Below are 18,241 nucleotides of genomic sequence, written 5' to 3'. Positions count from 1 at the left end.
GACCTCATGATCCGCATTAAAACACCAGAACAAATCGACGGTATCCGTGCCTCTTGCAAGGCATTGGCGCGCCTTTTCGATGTTCTTATTCCGCTTGTCAAACCGGGCGTTCAAACCCAGGAGCTTGATGCGTTTTGCCAACGCTTCATCCGCTCAGTCGGTGGTGTTCCTGCCTGGTTCTCGGAAGGTTTTCCTGCCGCTGCTTGCATTTCAATCAACGAAGAGGTCATCCACGGTTTACCTTCAGCGCGTGTGATTCAGGACGGGGATCTTGTTTCCCTTGATGTTGGTATCAACCTCAATGGATACATTTCTGACGCGTGTCGTACTGTTCCTGTTGGTGGAGTTGCACACGAGCGACTAGAACTTTTGCGTGTAACCACTGAGTGCCTCCGTGCGGGCATTAAAGCGTGCCGTGCCGGAGCGCGCGTGCGCGCTGTTTCTCGCGCTGTATACGCTGTTGCAGCACGGCACCGCTTTGGCGTGGTGTACGAGTATTGCGGACATGGCGTGGGGCTTGCCGTGCATGAGGAGCCGAACATCCCCAATGTGCCTGGCTTGGAAGGGCCTAATCCACGTTTTTTGCCCGGTATGGTAGTCGCGATAGAACCCATGTTGACGCTTGGCACAGACGAGGTGCGCACCAGTGCAGATGGCTGGACGGTGGTAACGGCAGACGGATCGTGTGCCTGCCATGTGGAGCACACTGTGGCAGTTTTTGCAGACCACACGGAGGTTTTAACAGAACTTACGGAAGTAGAGCGTACCGGCTAGTCAGCTATCTTAAGTGTGCGCGGTGTGCTGGTAGTACATGCAGGGAGCAGTTTGTGCACGGTAGGCAGCGTGTAAGTGTACGTGGCGAGCACAGGTAGAAGAGAGGATAAACTCGTAACCATATCGCTGCGTGCTGCTTTTAACCCGGGCTGTGTCGGTAGGGGTTTGGGTACGCGCAGGGACGTGGAGGGACTCATGAACATATTGTTTACCTCGTTTGTGTGTGGGGTACATGCGGTATGCCGCAGTTTTTTTACAGCAGCGGCGTTGCTCGTTTTTATCTGCTGCTCTGGTCATCCAAGTTCTGCGCGTGTGCCCTCTGCAGACACGACGGCTCGGCGCGTTGCCGGAGACAGTGGGAACTCTGGGGGGCGGACATTACTTCCTGTGGGGGTTTCGCGTGAATCGGTGCAGCTGTTAGAACGGCTGCAAAACGCGAACCGTCAGGTAACTGCCGAAGTGCTGCCTTCAGTAGTGACGCTGGATGTGGTGGAGACCAGAAAGGTTCGGGTACGTGATCCGTTTGGCGGTTTTCCGTGGTTTTTCTTTCGTGGTCCTGAAGGTCCGGGTGCGGGGCCTGGCGGTGGTTCTGGAAACAAAGGGGAAGCTGAGGAACGGGAGTACAAAACGGAGGGACTTGGTTCTGGAGTCATTGTAAAGAAGACGGGGAAGACGCATTACGTGCTTACCAACTATCACGTGGCGGGTAAGGCTAATGAGATAGAGATTAAACTGCACGATGGCAGAATCGTAAAAGGTAAACTTGTCGGTGGTGACCAGCGCAAGGACATCGCGCTGGTCTCCTTTGAGGACGCAGACCCAAATATCCGTGTTGCCGTCCTTGGTGACTCGGATGCAGTACGGGTAGGAGACATTGTGTTCGCAGTTGGCTCTCCTCTTGGGTACACTTCCACTGTAACGCAGGGGATTATCAGTGCGCTGGGTCGCTTTGGGGGACCGGGCAACAATATTAATGATTTTATTCAAACAGATGCGGCCATAAACCAGGGCAATTCCGGGGGACCAATGGTCAATATTTATGGCGAAGTGATTGGAATTAACGCGTGGATTGCCTCCTCAAGTGGGGGATCGCAAGGGATTGGTTTTTCAATTCCTATCAATAATGTGAAGTCGGATATCGAATCATTTATCCAGTACGGGCAGGTGAAGTACGGGTGGTTAGGCGTGCAGCTGGTGGCAGCGGATGCGGACACCGTAGCATCGCTTGGTATTGCAAAGGGTACAAAGGGGGTGCTTGCGGCGGAAATTTTCTTAGGTTCTCCTGCGCACAAGGGGGGACTGAAACCGGGCGATTACTGTGTAAAACTGAACGGAAAAGAAGTAAAGGATGTAAATCAGTTTGTGCGGGATGTCGGCGCGCTGCGCATTGGGCAAACAGCAGTATTCGATTTAATTCGCGGTGGTGTGCCGATGACGCTTTCGGTGCGCATTACGGAGCGTGATGAAAAAATAGTAAATGACTACTCAAAGCTTTGGCCTGGGTTCATCCCACTGCCGCTTACGGAGGCCGTGCGTAAGCGTTTGGATTTGAAAGCGTCGGTGCGTGGTGTGCTAGTTAGCAACGCGCAGAGCAAAAGCCCTGCGGCGCTGATGGGATTGAAGTCGGCGGACATAGTAGTGGCGGTCAATGATCAAAAGGTCTCGAGCGTGCGTGAGTTTTACGCGGTGCTTGCACGTCAGACGAGGGAGGTGTGGTTTGACGTGTTGCGCGATGGGCAAACGCTTTCTACCGTGCGATTTCGGTTTTAGGGGGGATAGTCACGGTCGATCACGTCCTGCGGCGTGTTGTGCGCACCGGGCCGTCTGAGCGCTAAGAGCGCATGAGTGCGGGTTTTCTAAACAAGGTGGCCGTCCATGTACCTATCAGAAGGCGGAAAGCCTCTTGCGCGCACAGGGGATTCTCCAACGTGAGACTCAGCAGGAGTGCTGTTTTTGTCCCTAGGTCTTCTCCTGCGCGTGCCAGTACCCACATGACCACGTGGGTGCCCGCGCGTGCGTCGGCCGTAAAGCGTTCCAGTGTTTTCTCAAGTGTTGCGTCAGTGACCCTGCTGATAGCAAAACTTTCTTCTAGTTTTTCTCGTACTAGCGCTTGTACGGTTGCATGACCGGTACGGTAGCGCTCAAATAGAAAGTAGAATTCATTTTGTATTCCCATCAAGACCGATAGAGTCAGTAATGCTTCTGTGTGCGTTTGTGTATTTTTGCACGTTGTGCGCAAAATCTCAAACAGTGGTGGTAGTGCGTGGACTGAATTGAGCATCTCAAGCGCTTGCAGGCCACGCAGCACGACAAAGGGATTTTGCGTGCGCGCCAGCACATGCCCAATAAGGAAATGACTTTCGTCATCGTGTGTGCGTGCTAACGCTACAAGCGCTTCTCCGACGAGCAGGTAATCCTCGCTATGGAGCGCTTCGCGCAGGATTGGAATTGCTTGCTGGACCATATGAATGCCAAGGATGCGTGCCGCCTGTGCGGCAGTAGTGAATGTTCCCTCGCGCAATTCTCGCAGCAAAAGATTACGGTTATGTGTACTCAGCGAGGGAATCGTTTCCAGTGCTTGCAATGCGCTTGCGCGGATACTGAAACGTGGCGATTGCACGTAGGTGCCCAGTTGTTCGGCAGAGATGGGAGAGGCGATGGTACTAAGTTCTTGTACGATATGCTGCTCGGTTTCTAAATTTTCGTTAAAGTCGAGTTTATGTAGGAGGCTGAGAGTACGCAGATCTTTTGGAGAGCAAAGCGTTGCGAGTGTTCGCAATACACGGTATCCACCCAGGTTGCGCAGCTGTGTCTGAAGCGCGATGCCGATTATCATAATCGCGCTGACTCCTGTAAAAAAGATACGATATGCCTGCAAACTGGAGTATCCTGAGAGATGGCAGAAGTCTAATACCACGCCGCCAATCACCGATCCGGCTCCACCAGTGATGCCCAAAATAAGATAGTACAGGACACTTACATCTATTAAAGCATCCTCAGGAACGAGGACAAAGAAATAGGACTGCGCTGCATTATCTTGTCCGGTAAATCCCATGCTGGTAGTTGCACAGAACAGGCATAAGAAAGCAATTGAAAGGAAAGAGGAATGGAGTCCTGGCGTACCAAGCGCAGGGATGAGGGTGAGTACACTTAAAACTGAGGAGATAATGTACATTGGCTTTGCCCCAATGCGATCGATAGCTAAACTCATTATAAAACCGACGATGAGTGCACCGCCGGATGCACATACGGTGAGGATAGTGATAAAGCTATCTGGAGTGTGGTATACGTCCTTTGCGAATACGACAACGAAGGGGCGTACTATACCTATGGCAAAGCTGCTGACAAAAAAAGCGAACGTAAAGGTGCGAAAGTTTTTCTCTTTCAGAGCACGGAGTATCGTGGTGTACCCGGAGCGCGGTGAGGTCCGTGGGGTCTCCGGGGAAGTGTGCTGCACATGTTCGCATGACTCGACGGTAGGTAATGTGAAAAGGAGAAACGAAGCAAAAAAACCTAGTGCGATGCCGAGTGCAGTTGCAAAGTGATAGGTTGTGAGTGAAGCGTTAATGCTCAGTGCCCCGGAGAGTAAAAGCGTGGCAATGAGTATGGCACTGTTGTTCGCAAGCGAGATGCGTACGATGTATGAGCTGCGATGTTTGCCTGGTGCGAGCATGGTGATGATCGGATTGTTCGCGATCATTCCCATACCACGAAAAAAGTTAAACAGTGCGACGGAAAAAATAAGCACATACAGTGCAAGTGCCGTATAGTCTTGTGCGTAAAGGTGAGGGATTGCGAGCATTGGAAGCAAACTAGTATTGCGGGCGATCCAGGTGTACGCAAAGGTTTTAATGACGCCAAAACGTCGGCACACAAGTTTTCCCAAAGGGAGTGCAAAGAAGGAAAAGTGCATGCACGCGCTTAGCAAGCCTACCGTGGTACTGCGGGCACCAAGCAGCAGTGCATAGAGCGTAATGGTATTGCCAGTTACGAGTGCGAACGAAAGGGAGTTAATCACATTATACTGGTCATAGACGCGTCGCGCACGCTTGAGCGTGAAAGATTGATATTCCCCACTCATTGCGCGCGATTGTACTGATGCGGCGTAATCTGGTCCACTAACTGGTGTTCAGTTTAAGGACGGAGGAAAGGCTCTACAGAGGAGAAATAGGTGAGGGGGAGAAAATGGACAAAAAAGCGCGCGCACACACTGTTATCGTTTGTTTGGTTGGTGCGCTCTCTCTAGCGTGTGCGTATCTTTTGGGCGGATCGATGAAGTATCTGCGTGGAGATGTATCGAGGTTTTGGACCAGTAGCCGTATGCAGCGTCACCCCGCGCACAGTTCTCAACCTGTTGTGCGTACCTTTACCGATGCAGATGGATATACCTGCTTAGATCAAGCATATCCCCATACCATTGTTATAGATGCTACTCGCGTACGAGTGAGTGTACAGGTATGTGCGCAGCGGCGCTCTCTTGCATACAAGGTTGTAAAGAACAGCGTGTACGATCCGCTATCGATTCACCTGGATCCTACGATGCTTGTCCTACGGCGTGGAAAGAAAACAGTACGGGAGTCCACGCCTCCAGCGGATTCCCCAGGAGTAATGCAGAGTGTGTTGAACGTACGCGATACGTTGCGCGATTGGTTTTACACATTTTGGAAAAACGTATGGGGGAGCCGATGGGGACATAGCGTGGTACCGATTGAAGCGATCATTTGTGTGCCAGCGCAGCACAACGTGCACAATCTTAAAGTGCGGGTGAAAGACAGCAGTCTTCGGCTTGAAGGTATTGAGGTGCGTTTTGCAGATGTGTATGCGCACTCGAGCGAACTAAAGCTCAATGGAGTACGTACCGATCGGACTCTCCTGCACACAACAGACGGTGATACGCAATGCAGTCGCTGCGTCCTATCTGACGCGCATTTGTACACGGACCGTGGCACACTATCTTTTGATGGTACGTTGCAAGGGAATAGTGAGATAGGTACTCGCACCGGCACAGTTGTTGCGCGTTTTACAGAAAGGCAGTCGTACTATGCACTTTCAGTATTTTCTGGCTACGGTGCGGTGTACATAAATGATCAGCGTGTGAGGAAAACACTGGGGACCTGTCTTTCTACAGGGGGCTCTGCACAGTTGTGTATAAGAAATGAACGAGGTGTACTGCACGTATATTTTTCACAGTGATGCGCTCATAGCATCGCTGTATGTGTGATGCTCTATGGACAGCGGCTTGTCCTGTGCACGGATTTTGCGCTAGCATGCGCCGCATGATAACAGTGACGGATATGAGTGTGCAGTTTTCTGACAAACCTCTTTTTAAAGGTGTTGATTTAAAGTTTGTTGCAGGGAATTGCTATGGAGTCATTGGAGCGAACGGGGCGGGTAAGTCAACTTTTTTAAAAGTCCTTTCCGGTGAACTCGAACATCATCAGGGAAGTATCGCTATCGCATCCGGCGCGCGCGTCGCAGTTCTGCGTCAAGATCATTTTTCCTTCGATCAGCACACGGTGAAAGATACCGTATGCATGGGGCATCCTGCGCTCTATCGAGTGATGAAGGAGCGGGAAGCTCTTTACGCAAAGAGTGATTTTAGTGAAGCAGATGGGTTGAAGGCTTCAGAATTGGAAGGTGAGTTTTCGGATTTGAATGGCTGGGAGGCAGAAAATTGCATTGAACAAATGCTTTCTGGGTTGGGTGTAGATGAGGCACACCATGATCGGATGATGTGCGAATTGGACGAAAGCCAGAAGGTACGTGTACTCCTAGCGCAGGCGTTGTTTGGTAATCCCGATGTGCTTTTGCTCGATGAGCCGACAAACGGTTTGGATTTGTACTCTATTGCGTGGTTGGAAGAATTTCTCATTGAATTCCCCAACACCGTGATTGTAGTCTCGCATGATAGGCATTTTTTAAATAGCGTGTGTACGCATATTTGCGATATCGATTATGGGAAGATTCGTTTGTACTCGGGCAATTACGACTTTTGGTATCAGATGAGTCAGATTATGCAGCGGCAGGTTAAGGATCAGCAGAAGAAGCGTGAAGAAAAGATGAAGGACCTGAGGGAGTTCATTTTGCGCTTCGCTTCTAACGCAGCCAAAAGCCGGCAGGCGACGAGTCGTAAAAAGATATATGACAAATTGGTGCTGGAAGAGATTGAGGTGACTGGTCGAAAGTTTCCCTATGTGCATTTTAAACCACGGCGTGAAATTGGGAATCACGTATTGTCGTGCGATGGACTGCGCTATGCCGCTGAGGACCGAATGCAGGGAGGTTCATGTGAGCTTTTTACAGACATGAGCTTTACAGTTGGGCGCACAGACAAAATCGCTTTCGTCGGTCAAGAACACCGCGCGAAGACCATATTGTTTGATATTCTTGCTGGAGAAAAGCAGGCACATGCCGGCTCTTTCCGTTGGGGACAGACGGTATCTGTTGGGTATATGGGAAAGGATACGGCGCGGTATTTTGATTGTGATCTTTCTATCACGGATTGGTTGCGCCAATTCTCTGATGATCAAGATGAAACCTACGTACGCGGTTTTTTAGGCAGGATGCTTTTTACAGGCGAGGATTCGCTCAAATCTGTGCGTGTACTTTCTGGAGGGGAAAAAGTACGCTGCATGCTTAGTAAATTAATGCTTTCTGGGAGCAATGTTTTGATATTGGACGAGCCGACCAATCATTTGGACCTAGAAGCAATTGCAAGTCTGAATGAGGCGTTGGTGCAGTTTCCCGGCGTGATTTTATTTAATTCGCATGACCATGAGTTTGTCAGCTCTGTTGCAAACCGCATTGTGGAAATTACACCGCGCGGGATTATCGATCGTATGATGGACTTTGATTCTTATGTAAAGAGTGAGGATGTCAACGCCACGCGCGCGCAGCTCTACGGCGGTAGCGTACAGCAGCTACGGATATAGCGTCCCTTCCCCTGAAGGTTTGGGGAAAAGGCACAGGGAACTCATGGGCTAGGCGTGCAGCGCGCGCGTCTCTAGCTTCGCGAGCAAAAAGGTGGAAAAGGCTGAGAGCCCCATTGAGTGCTGGGGCCCTGTGCGCGGACGCACCGCTACCTGCTGCGCGCGCAGCTCCCGCTCGCCAACTATGAGCAGATAGGGCACTTTCTGCGTTTGGGCAGTGCGGATCTTTGCGTTCATGCGCTCTGCGCTCACGTCTGCCTGCACGCGGAGCGAACGGGCGCACAGCTCCCGTGCAACGTGCTGCGCATATTCGAGGAAGGCAGGGGCAACCGGAATCACCACTGCCTGCACCGGTGCAAGCCATGGGGGGAATGCACCCCCGTAGTGTTCAATGAGAATACCGATGAACCGTTCTAGAGACCCAATCACCGTGCGGTGGAGTATCACTGGCATGTGCCGTTGGTTGTCCTCCCCCACATACTCTGCGTTCAAGCGCTCGCACGAGGGCAACTGATAGTCCACCTGAATGGTGCCGCACTGCCACTCGCGTTCGAGTGTGTCTATAAGTGCAAACTCCAACTTTGGCCCATAGAACGCTCCTTCTCCCGGTGCGTGCTCGTACGAAAGACCTGCTGCTTCACATGCTTCTGCCAATGCGCGTTCGGCCCGGTCCCAGGTGGCGTCGTTTCCGATGCGCTGCTCTGGGCGCGTAGAAAATTTGACGCGGATCTGCTCCTGTGCAAAGCCAAAGTCGGCATATACCCGCGCAAGGAGGCGACAGAAACGGGTGACCTCCGATGCGATTTGCGCCTCAGTACAAAAGATATGGGCATCGTCTTGTACAAAGCCACGTACGCGCATAACTCCATGCAGAGAGCCTGACGGTTCATTGCGGGTGCACGAGCCAAACTCCGAAAGACGGAGCGGGAGATCACGGTAACTGCGTGTTTTTTGCTTGAAGATTTCGACATGTCCGGGACAATTCATGGGCTTGAGCGCAAAAGAACGCTTCTCGCCTTCGGTCAGGTACATGTTGGCGCGGTATTTGTCCCAGTGCCCCGAGCGTTCCCAAAGGCTTTGGGGCATGACAAAGGGAGTATGCACCTCTGCGTACCCGTCTTCGTGCATGACGCGGCGCAAGTACTGCTGGATGGCCACGTAGAGGGTCCACCCCTCAGGGTGCCAAAAGACCTGGCCAGGATTTTCTTCGTCCAAGTGAAAGAGACCGAGTGCAGGACCGAGCTTACGGTGATCTCGGCGTTTTGCTTCATCCTGCATGCGAAGGTATGTGTGCAAATCTTCTTCAGATTCCCAGGCAGTGCCGTAGATGCGCGTTAGCTGGGGACCGCGCTCATTACCGCGCCAATAGGCCCCAGCGATGCTCGTGAGTTTAAAGGCGTGCGGATTAATGTCTCGCATAGACTGCACGTGAGGACCCCGGCACAGGTCAGTGAACGCGCCGGAGTGGTAGAGACTGAGCGTGTCATCTGCGCTGATGCGTTCGATGAGCTCTTGCTTGAATGGCTCGTCTTTAAAACGAGCAAGCGCGTCAGGACGCGAAACCACCTCTTTGACAAAGGGACACCCCGCACGCAAGATGGCGCGCATTTTCTCTTCAATGGGGGCTAGGTCTGCATCGCACAGGGGACGGGGAGGTGAGAAGTCATAGTAAAACCCGTAATCGATAGGCGGTCCCACCGCGAGCTTGGTGCCGGGGAAGAGAGCTTGAACGGCCTCTGCCATAACGTGCGCCAGACTGTGACGCAGACGGTCGAGGGTATCTGAGCGTTTTTGCAGCATGGTGATATTCTCTTCTAGACAGAGACCCAATCGTGAGACCTTATGGGTGGTTTGTCAATGGGCACCGTTTTGGAGGAAGCACTGAGCCAGTGCGCCTGCGCCGTCACTGCAGTCTGTAGGAAGGGACGTGGTATGTAGGGTATAGTAGAGGATGCTTTCTGTTTTGGATGCGAGCGCATGACTCGGTCGCAGTGGCATGCGCTCGCCGCTTTTCGCACTGACCTCAAGGCTTTTTGTGTACAGAGTTTGCGCGCGTTTGGGTATCCGTATATGGACCCGCATGCAGCGCAGTCTGCAGTGGCGTGTTGCACGCCGCAGGCTTTTTTGCACCGTGCGCAAGCGGCACTCGTGCATGCACAAGGAATACCCACGTATCCGGTACACACTCCGATTGTGTACCCTCACGCGCTTGAGGAACTGACCCAAAGTGATCCTGTACCGGCCCTTATTTTGGTTTCGGACAATCCAGGGAAAGAGGAGCAGCTGCATACGCAGCAACGGTATCTGGTAGGACAGTCAGGTCGAGTGGCTCAGGGCTTTTTTTCGCGGCATGCACAGTTAGGGGTTGATTTTCGTACAGACGTGATGCTGTTGAACAAAACGCCGCTTCACACGGCAAAAACGGTTCAGCTCCGTGCACTGGTACGCCTCCTTGCGCAAGATCCAGCAGGAACTGCGCGTGCACGGCAGGTGCAGTCATTTTTGCATCGTAGCCAGTGTTGGATGGCGCGGCGTACGTGTCAGCTGCAGCGATCGTTAGGATGTGATCTGTGGATTGTGGGTTACAGCGAATTGAAAAGCGGACATCTGTTTGAACCCTATGCGCGTTTACTACAAACGGTGTGTGACCGCCGTACGCCGCTTTTTGTATTTCAACATTTTTCAATGAATTGTTTTGCGCGTGATTTTGCAAAGGCACGTGCACGGTCACCTCAGCAGCAGGTGCGTGACACATTAAAAGACCTCGGATTACATCACCGTCAGCAGATACTGGGTTTTTAAAAATGGGAACGCGCCTGCGCGGTTGCGTCCTCACGGGAGAGTGGGCGTCTAAAGATTCTGTGCCTTATCGCCGAAACCGGCAGGATACGCTTTTACACACACTGTACAGACGCGGCACCATACTCAGGAGGATCCGCTGCATGCATATACATAATCGTGGCATTGTGTGGTTTGTGGGGAGCACATTTGCGTGTTTCCTCGTCTTGCTTTCCTGCACTACTACGTCTTCTCCCTCTCCTCAGGCTTCGGTCGATCTCTTTGAAATGGTTGCGCGCGGTGATCTAGATACGCTGAAGACCCGTTTTGGTAAAGATTCTGTCAACGTCCGTGATGCAAATGGAGATACACTTTTGCACGTGGGGGTGTTGCGTAACGACGCGCACGTGGTTGACTTCCTCCTCTCTATGGGTGCCGATACTGAGGCCCAGGATGCTTCAGGCAGTACGCCGCTTATGGTGGCGGTCACAGAAAATTGTTTTGAGTCTGTTCGTATGCTGATTGCACGAGACGCGAGCCTCTTTTCGCGGGATGCACAGGGAGACACTCCGCTTACCCGCGCCATCCGTAAGGGAACTGCGCACGAATTGGTAACCAGAAAGACACTTCTACAAAAGGACAAAAGCGGCAAAACACCCTGGCATTGGGCCGTGCGTGCGCTGGACCGCGATCTGATCAAACACCTTGTCACGCTCGGTCCCCCGACCCAGGAACGCGACGCTGACGGACATACGCCGCTTTCTCTTGCCTACAGCAGTTCTTCTGATGCGCGTGCTGCAGAAGTTGCTGCCGACTTGCTCCTTGGTGGGGCAGAGCTTATGCACGGCTCTTTTAGCGAGTTCGAAATAGCAGTGCTCAAGCGTAACTACGACCTGCACTTTACCGATGGCTCTACGCCGCTGCACGTTATGGCAAAGCGTGGCTATACCGGTTTTGTCCAGTTTCTCGTTGATCGGAAGGTCAATCTCAATGCAAAAAACCTATCCAGCGCCACCCCTTTGCACGAAGCAGTGCGTGCAGGGCAGGTGGATGCTGCGGTCTTGCTGCTGCGCAGTGGGGCCGATCCAAACGTGCGTGACGCGTCGGGGAACACCTGTTTACACCTTGTCGCTCCTGCTCCCTTCCGTGTCCGTTTGGTTGGCGCACTGCTTGATGCAGGCGCTTCTGTCGCCATAAAGGATGACTATGGCGAGACTCCTTTGCACGTCGCGGCCCGTTTAGGTATGGACAGGGCGTTTGTAGAGCGTCTAGTAGGCGCAGGCGCAGATATTTCTGAACGGAACAAAAAGGGCGAAACGCCGCTTGTCCTCACGATTGACCGTGATCATCGGGATTTGACTGCGTACTTTGTCAGTCTTGGGGCAGATATCCATGCAGAAGATATGCGCGGAGAAACGCCGCTTACCAAGGCACTTGCGCGCGGTTTGGAGACAGTAAAAATTGTCGTCACCGATAGCAACTTGTATAAACAAGATGTGGTGGGGCGCAGTCCTTTGCACGTTGCAGTATCAAGGCGAGCGCACCTTGACATAGTTAAATTCTTATTTCGCGAACCAAAACAGATGATTGCACGTGACACGATGGGAAACACGCTGCTGCACTATGCAGTTGCAAACGATGACCGTGCTGTCGGTGAGTTTTTGATGAGGGAAGGAGCTGATATCTTCAGTACAAACGTGCATGGCGTGTCACCGCTGAAAACAGCGTTGACAACTAGTGGCGGTCGCGAGGATTGGATTCTGACTGCGGCAAACGTGCACGCTCAGGATGCAGGAGGAAACACGCCGCTGCATCTGGCGTGCGAGTGGAAACTTACGCAGGCGATTAATGGTATTTTGCGCAAGGGGGCAGAGATAGAGGCACGCAATTTGAATCAAGAAACGCCTCTTTTCAGTGCGGTAAAGTCAGATGCAGCGGAGGTTATTTCAATTTTGCTGCATCCTCAGGCAGGTAATCCTGCGCTTGTGGACGCACGGGACGCAGTTGGAAATACGGTGTTGCATGCGTGTGTGCGTTGGTCTGCGCTCCGTTCGGCTGACGTGCTTATCCGCGAAGCGGATGCGCGGCATGTATCTCTTTTAAATGCTCGGAATCTTTCTGGGAAACCCCCGTTGCATCTTGCAGCTCGTGCGGGGAATGTCGACTTTATCCGGTTGCTGTTGAGTCATCGGGTGGCGCTGCACATGGGGGATGAGACGGGTAAGTCTGCGCTCACGGATGCGGTTTTGGCAGATCAGGAAGAGTCGGTGCACATGCTCCTTTCTGCGGGTGCAAATCCTGTGCAGCAGGATATGTATGGACGCACTCCCTTGCACGAGGCGGTACTGTGCAATTCGCAGTCAGTTATTGCGGCGTTGCGCGCTGCAGGAGGCAACCCCTTTGCGCGCGATTCGTACGGGACTACGCCGCTGTCACTTGCCCTGTTGAAGGGAGATACGTTTGTCGGTGCAGTCGTGGGGAAGGATCCGCTCCTGGCAAATTCTGACGGGCAGACGCCACTGCATCTTGCGGTTATGGAAAATGTGCCCGTGCAGACATTTCGGCTTTTACTGGCAAAGGGATATCCAATCGACAAACGGGATCGGATGGGATCTTCGGCATTGGTGCTTGCCATAAAAAAGGATCGCTCGGATCTGTGTCATGAGCTTTTAGCACTCGGTGCGGACCTATTCATTGCAAACAACGTGGGGGAGTCTCCGGCCTTGTTAGTCCTGAGCAAGAACACGTCAATCTTGAAAACGCTGGTGGGTTTTGCGGTAAATAAGACAGATTCAGCTGGAGAAAGTATTCTCCATTACGCAGCAAAGGTTGCAGATGAAAAGACACTGCAAGGTTTGCTGGCGATGAATCGCTTTGGAAAGTTTTTACGAAACGTGGCGGGAGAGACACCCTATGACGTTGCGGTGCGCTGGAGTCGTCCGAAGATTGCAGCGCTTTTAAAGGAATAGTGACACGCGGGGCGACGGTGGGGGTGCATCAGCGCGTTTTGTCTTTTTCTCGGGACTGAACCGCCTGCCCTGGATCGGGGTGTGCGATGCGCGGTATAATCGGCTCCATGAATCCTGCGCTTGCGCGTCTTCAGGCGCGTGGTTTTATTAGACAATGTACTGATCTTTCGGCGCTTTCGGCGCGTATGGATGCAGGCCCACTCACCTTTTATGTCGGTGTAGATCCAACTGGCAGTAGTTTGCACGTTGGGCACATGCTCCCTATGTTTGCGCTAAAGCATCTGTGTGATGCGGGGCACCGCGGTTGCGTGCTCATCGGTGGAGGTACCGCGCGCATTGGGGATCCCTCCGGCAAAACCAGTATGCGCAAGATGCTCGATTATGCAACGCTCGATGCGTACGCGGGAGCGATAGTTGCGCAGCTGGATCATTTTCTTTCCTTCGATCACAGGCATGTATTCTATGTGAATAATCGTGATTGGTTGGCACATTTGAATTACATTGATTTCTTGCGAGAGGTTGGGGCGCATTTTTCTGTAAACAAAATGCTTACCTATGAGGCGTACAAGAAACGCCTGGAGACAGGACTTTCCTTTCTTGAATTTAATTATCAGCTATTGCAGAGCTATGATTTTTTAACGCTCAGTGATCGCTACGCGGTAGAGTTACAAATTGGCGGCGATGATCAATGGGGCAACATTGTTGCTGGGGCGGATTTGGTTCGAAGAGTGCGCGGAAAAACCGTGCATGGGTTGACCTTTCCGCTTATTACCCGGGCGGATGGGCAAAAAATGGGCAAGACCGAGCAAGGTGCGCTCTTCTTAGACCCGGCTTTGGTGTCTCCCTATGACTTTTTCCAATACTGGCGAAATACTCCGGATGAAGATGTGCGGCGTTTCTTGCTCCTGTTTACCTTTTTGTCTGTGCGCGATGTCGAGGCGATATTGACTCAGGGAATTAATTGTGCAAAGGAGCTGTTGGCATACGAGGTAACGCGCCTCATGCACGGAACGGCTGTCGCGCAGGTGGCGTTGCAGGGAGCGCGCGCGGCATTCGGCGAGTGTGGCGATAAGTGTGCATTGCCGACGTTCGAGCTGACACAGTGCACGTTGCAAGTTGGGATCAAAGTGACTGATTTGTTTGTACAGGTTGGATTGTGTACTACGAAGAGTGATGCACGGCGCTTGATTGCACAAGGAGGAGCTTTTGTCGGGCTCCAGCGCGTGGCAGATATCGGTGCGGTAATTGACCAGTCAGCGTTGGATTTGGACGGGACGGTAATAGTTCGCGCGGGGAAAAAACGTGTGGTGCGCATCGTCACTGACGTGCTTGAGTAGTGCGCGGTGTGAATCTGCTATCTGAGGTGATATTGAAAGGGGCAGTCTATCCTGGATTACCCCTTCTGTGTCGTGTCTACTGCTTCCTGTTGTGTAGGTGGCGTTTTGAACATTACGTCTATCGACGAAGCACTCGCGCTGATAACCATGTGGCGTCTTGCCCGTGCAGACTCAGTGTAGTGCGCGCCCCGTTGTTCGGCGCCTTCAATTTTCCACGCACGTTCTCCTGGGCTACAGATAAGACGGTAGTCGGCGCGCGATCCGAGAAGAGTGAAACGAGCGTTCACGTCATTCAAACAGAATGACGCCCGTTTTAGTACCGCCGCTTCAAAGCGGAGTTCGCCGCGCGTGTGTGTCAGCGTGCATGACTTGAGCGTGCTTTCCGTGAGGGCGAGTGTGCCTTCGTTGCACAAAAGCAGTGCCCACACCGCGCGTACGCCGCGCACCGTAGTATGTGCGCCCGTCGCAATGATCTTCACCCATGCGAGCGTTTGTGCACGCGGTATGCCAATGCGTATCACTCGGCGTGTACCCTCCGCGTTTTCTGTGCGTGTACGGACACGAAGCACTCCTTCGTGTTCTGTGAAGAACACGTCTTTTTCAGGCGGGATACTGATACTGATAGCCGTCTTATCCTGGGCAAACAGCACAAGATCTACCCCCTGCACGACAAGATCCAAAGCGTTGGTTTTTGGCTGCAGCAGGCGCGCGTCCTCTGCCTGAATGAACGCATCACGAAAAGAGAAAAGCAGGGTCAGTAACATGAATGCCATGCGTACGACCCAATATCGGCTGCTTTATTTTCTTTTTGCCCATATTTTTTGCGAGGCGGGGATAAGGGACGTGTGTGCAGCATGTCTTGGAAAAGCTTTATAATTCCTGTACGATGGCGCTGTATGGCCGGGAAGGGGAAACACTCATCAGCGGGGTTGCTGTTCTGGCTTGCGTTTTCCTTGTTAATGGCGGTGCTTTTCTTTCTCAATAGAAGAAATATTGACCGTGTGTTTTCGAGCGCTGCAGTGCAAGGGATGTTCGGCAACCAGGATTCCGTGCGCGTTTTTGACTCTGCACGTCGTTCTCAGGCCGGCTCGGCTGTTGAAAGTGATGCTAAGGCCACGCTCCCTACGCAGGACGTGGCACAGCCGGATGCTCCTGTTGCAGGGTCCCCTGCGCTAGCTGACGCTGGTACCGAAGGGAAAGATGTCGGCACGGTTTCTGGGGCGCCCGGTTCTGCGCAACAGTCCCGCGCAATTACGCTGTGCTGGGTGCGCATTGATGCAGATGGAAAGATCACTCGTGAAGAGGTGGCTCGCACGCTTCCTCATTCGACGGTGCCGCTTTCGGATGCGTTGCGCGCTTTGTTCCTTGGTCCGTCTGAGGCAGAAGCGGTGCGCGGACTGCGTACGCTCATCCCTGAAGGTACGCGACTGCGCTCTGCACGTGTGCAAGAAGGGGTGGCGGTGTTGGATCTGAGCGAGGAGTTTCAGTTCAATCAGTATGGCATTGAGGGCTACTTGGCTCAGCTTTCGCAGGTGGTGTTCACGGCAGCTGCGTTTCCTACGGTGCATGCGGTGCAGTTTTTGATTGAAGGACGGCGTACCGAATATCTCGGTTCAGAGGGAGTGTGGATCGGTGCACCGGTTTCTAAGAGTTCGTTCTAATAGCTTGGTATGAGGTGAGGCAGTGCAGGATCTGTGTGAGATGTGGCGGCACGCCGTCGCCCGGGTGCTTTCTCAACTGCAGGGGCCTGCCGTTGAGCCGGTCGAAGGTGCGCAGTTAGTTATGGAAGAGCCGCCGGAGCCGGGTATGGGGGACATAGCTTTTCCTCTATTCCTTTTTGCAAAGCGTGTGCGCAGGAGTCCTGCACAGCTTGCACAGCAGTTGTGCACACTGCTTGAAGAAGACACGTCCATGTGTGCGTATGGCACGCCGCAGGCGCGAGGACCCTATCTTAATGTCTTTTTAAATAAGGAGTGTGTAGCTGCGCATACGCTTGATGCTATCTTTGCGCAGGGGGAGCGCTATGGCCACACGCAGTACTTACAGGGCAAACGTATCATGGTTGAGTTCTCTAGTCCCAATACTAACAAGCCGTTGCATGTAGGTCATCTGCGCAATAACGCGATTGGGGAAAGCCTTTCGCGTATTATTGCGTTCTGTGGTGCGGATGTGTTCAAGGTAAATATCATCAATGATCGCGGAGTACATATCTGTAAATCTATGTGCGCGTATCAAAAATTCGCCCATGGAAAAACACCTGCGCATACCGGCATCAAGTCCGATCGCTTTGTGGGAGATTGGTACGTGCAGTTTAACCGTTACGCACAGCAGTACCCGGAAGAAGCAGAGCACGATGTGCGTGACCTGTTACAGCGCTGGGAAAGTGCAGATCCGCACGTGCGTGCACTGTGGAGAACAATGAACGAATGGGCGTTGCGCGGTATCAAACAAACATATGAGCGAACGGGCATATCTTTTGATAAACTTTATTTTGAAAGCGAAACTTATACCAAGGGACGTAAAGAGGTTAGACGTGGTTTGGCCTGCGGCGTTTTTTATCAGATGGAGGACAACTCTATTTGGGTGGATTTGTCTTCTCTAGGCTTAGACAAAAAGGCGTTGCTTCGCTCTGACGGCACCACTATGTACATTACGCAGGATATTGGCACGGCGATTTTTCGCGCACAGGACTGGCCCTTTGATCAATTGCTGTATGTTGTGGGAAACGAGCAGAACTACCACTTTAAGGTATTGTTCTTTGTGCTTAGGTTGCTCGGTTATCCGTGGGCGCAGCAGCTGCATCACGTCTCTTATGGCATGGTCAACTTGCCCCATGGGCGTATGAAGAGTCGAGAGGGGACGGTAGTAGATGCAGACGATATCTTGGATCGTCTGCACAGTGCGGCAGAAGAGGAAATTGCAAAAAAGGGACGGGAAAATGCACTGAAACACGCACAGTGTATTGCAGAGAATGTTGCCATCGCCGCGCTTCATTATTTTTTATTGCAAGTCAGTCCTCAAAAGGATATGGTGTTTCACCCTGAAGAGTCTTTGTCTTTTAACGGAAACACTGGTCCCTATTTACAGTATATGGGTGCTCGCATCTCTTCTCTTTTAGAGAAGGTTCAGGAAGATGTGGAGCAAAAGGGGCCTCGTGAAGTCCGGTGTGACCCTGCATTGCTCACGCACGAAGCTGAGTGGGAGTTGGTGAAGGCGCTTGCACGTTTCCCTGCGTGTGTCACGCGCGCTGCACAGGGACATGATCCGAGCGTTATTACCGGATACCTCTATACACTCTCAAAAAGCTTCAGTCGCTTCTATCATGATTGTCCCATTCTGTGTGAAGCACGACCGGACTACGCGTGTGCAAGGCTTGAACTTGTGCGTGCGGTGCGCATAGTGCTGAGAACAGCTATGCGTCTGGTGCTGATTCCTTTTCTTGAAGAGATGTAGC

12 protein-coding genes are annotated in these 18,241 nt (G+C 52.4%); 9 read left to right on the top strand and 3 right to left on the bottom strand.

The features are described 5' to 3' along the window. The first annotated feature begins 6 nt into the window (after positions 1 to 6). A complete protein-coding gene (gene map / locus TPCCA_RS04140) occupies positions 7 to 774 on the top strand; it encodes a type I methionyl aminopeptidase (RefSeq protein ID WP_013945427.1) in 768 nt (255 codons plus the stop codon). A 195-nt stretch (positions 775 to 969) separates the two neighbouring features. Next, positions 970 to 2,544: a Do family serine endopeptidase gene (locus tag TPCCA_RS04135; protein WP_013945425.1), complete on the top strand. Its 1,575-nt coding sequence runs from the start codon at positions 970 to 972 to the stop codon at positions 2,542 to 2,544. A 61-nt stretch (positions 2,545 to 2,605) separates the two neighbouring features. On the opposite strand, the gene TPCCA_RS04130 is transcribed toward TPCCA_RS04135, so the two are convergent. Continuing rightward, entirely contained in the window at positions 2,606 to 4,855 is a 2,250-nt protein-coding gene (locus TPCCA_RS04130) for an MFS transporter (RefSeq protein WP_013945424.1), read from the bottom strand. A gap of 104 nt (positions 4,856 to 4,959) precedes the next feature. On the opposite strand from TPCCA_RS04130, the gene TPCCA_RS04125 reads away from it, so the two are divergent. Both TPCCA_RS04125 and TPCCA_RS04120 read left to right on the top strand, forming a co-directional pair. Continuing rightward, positions 4,960 to 5,967 (top strand): DUF4097 family beta strand repeat-containing protein, encoded by a 1,008-nt coding sequence (locus tag TPCCA_RS04125; protein ID WP_013945423.1) that lies wholly within the window; start codon positions 4,960 to 4,962, stop codon positions 5,965 to 5,967. A gap of 83 nt (positions 5,968 to 6,050) precedes the next feature. After that, positions 6,051 to 7,706 carry an ABC-F family ATP-binding cassette domain-containing protein gene (locus TPCCA_RS04120; RefSeq protein WP_013945422.1) on the top strand — a complete coding sequence of 552 codons (1,656 nt, stop codon included), beginning with the start codon at positions 6,051 to 6,053 and terminating at the stop codon, positions 7,704 to 7,706. Positions 7,707 to 7,754: 48 nt separating this feature from the next. Here the strand turns inward: TPCCA_RS04120 and thrS are convergent, their stop codons facing one another. Beyond that, positions 7,755 to 9,503, bottom strand: a complete 1,749-nt coding sequence (thrS, locus tag TPCCA_RS04115; RefSeq protein ID WP_041610049.1) for a threonine--tRNA ligase — start codon at positions 9,501 to 9,503, stop codon at positions 7,755 to 7,757. Positions 9,504 to 9,680: 177 nt separating this feature from the next. On the opposite strand from thrS, the gene TPCCA_RS04110 reads away from it, so the two are divergent. The 3 genes from TPCCA_RS04110 to tyrS all read left to right on the top strand — a co-directional run bounded on the left by TPCCA_RS04110 (position 9,681) and on the right by tyrS (position 14,787). Further along, the gene (locus tag TPCCA_RS04110) at positions 9,681 to 10,505 is read left to right on the top strand and encodes a hypothetical protein (RefSeq protein ID WP_013945419.1); all 825 of its coding nucleotides are present in this window, start codon (positions 9,681 to 9,683) and stop codon (positions 10,503 to 10,505) included. A 140-nt stretch (positions 10,506 to 10,645) separates the two neighbouring features. After that, positions 10,646 to 13,450, top strand: coding sequence for an ankyrin repeat domain-containing protein (locus TPCCA_RS04105; protein WP_013945418.1), 2,805 nt, complete (start codon positions 10,646 to 10,648; stop codon positions 13,448 to 13,450). A gap of 107 nt (positions 13,451 to 13,557) precedes the next feature. Next, entirely contained in the window at positions 13,558 to 14,787 is a 1,230-nt protein-coding gene (gene tyrS, locus TPCCA_RS04100; protein ID WP_041610007.1) for a tyrosine--tRNA ligase, read from the top strand. A 56-nt stretch (positions 14,788 to 14,843) separates the two neighbouring features. Here tyrS and TPCCA_RS04095 read toward each other — a convergent pair whose 3' ends face one another. Further along, positions 14,844 to 15,560, bottom strand: a complete 717-nt coding sequence (locus TPCCA_RS04095; protein ID WP_013945416.1) for a hypothetical protein — start codon at positions 15,558 to 15,560, stop codon at positions 14,844 to 14,846. Positions 15,561 to 15,632: 72 nt separating this feature from the next. Between TPCCA_RS04095 and TPCCA_RS04090 the strand changes: the two genes are divergently transcribed. Both TPCCA_RS04090 and argS read left to right on the top strand, forming a co-directional pair. Further along, positions 15,633 to 16,448: a GerMN domain-containing protein gene (locus tag TPCCA_RS04090; RefSeq protein WP_013945415.1), complete on the top strand. Its 816-nt coding sequence runs from the start codon at positions 15,633 to 15,635 to the stop codon at positions 16,446 to 16,448. 22 nt (positions 16,449 to 16,470) lie between these two features. Further along, positions 16,471 to 18,240 (top strand): arginine--tRNA ligase, encoded by a 1,770-nt coding sequence (gene argS / locus TPCCA_RS04085; protein WP_013945414.1) that lies wholly within the window; start codon positions 16,471 to 16,473, stop codon positions 18,238 to 18,240. Position 18,241: the final 1 nt, after the last annotated feature.

The sequence above is a fragment of the Treponema paraluiscuniculi Cuniculi A genome (assembly GCF_000217655.1).
Lineage (GTDB): Bacteria > Spirochaetota > Spirochaetia > Treponematales > Treponemataceae > Treponema > Treponema pallidum.
The sequence above is the reverse complement of the archived record's forward strand: the minus strand, read 5'-3'. Positions and strand labels throughout refer to the sequence as shown.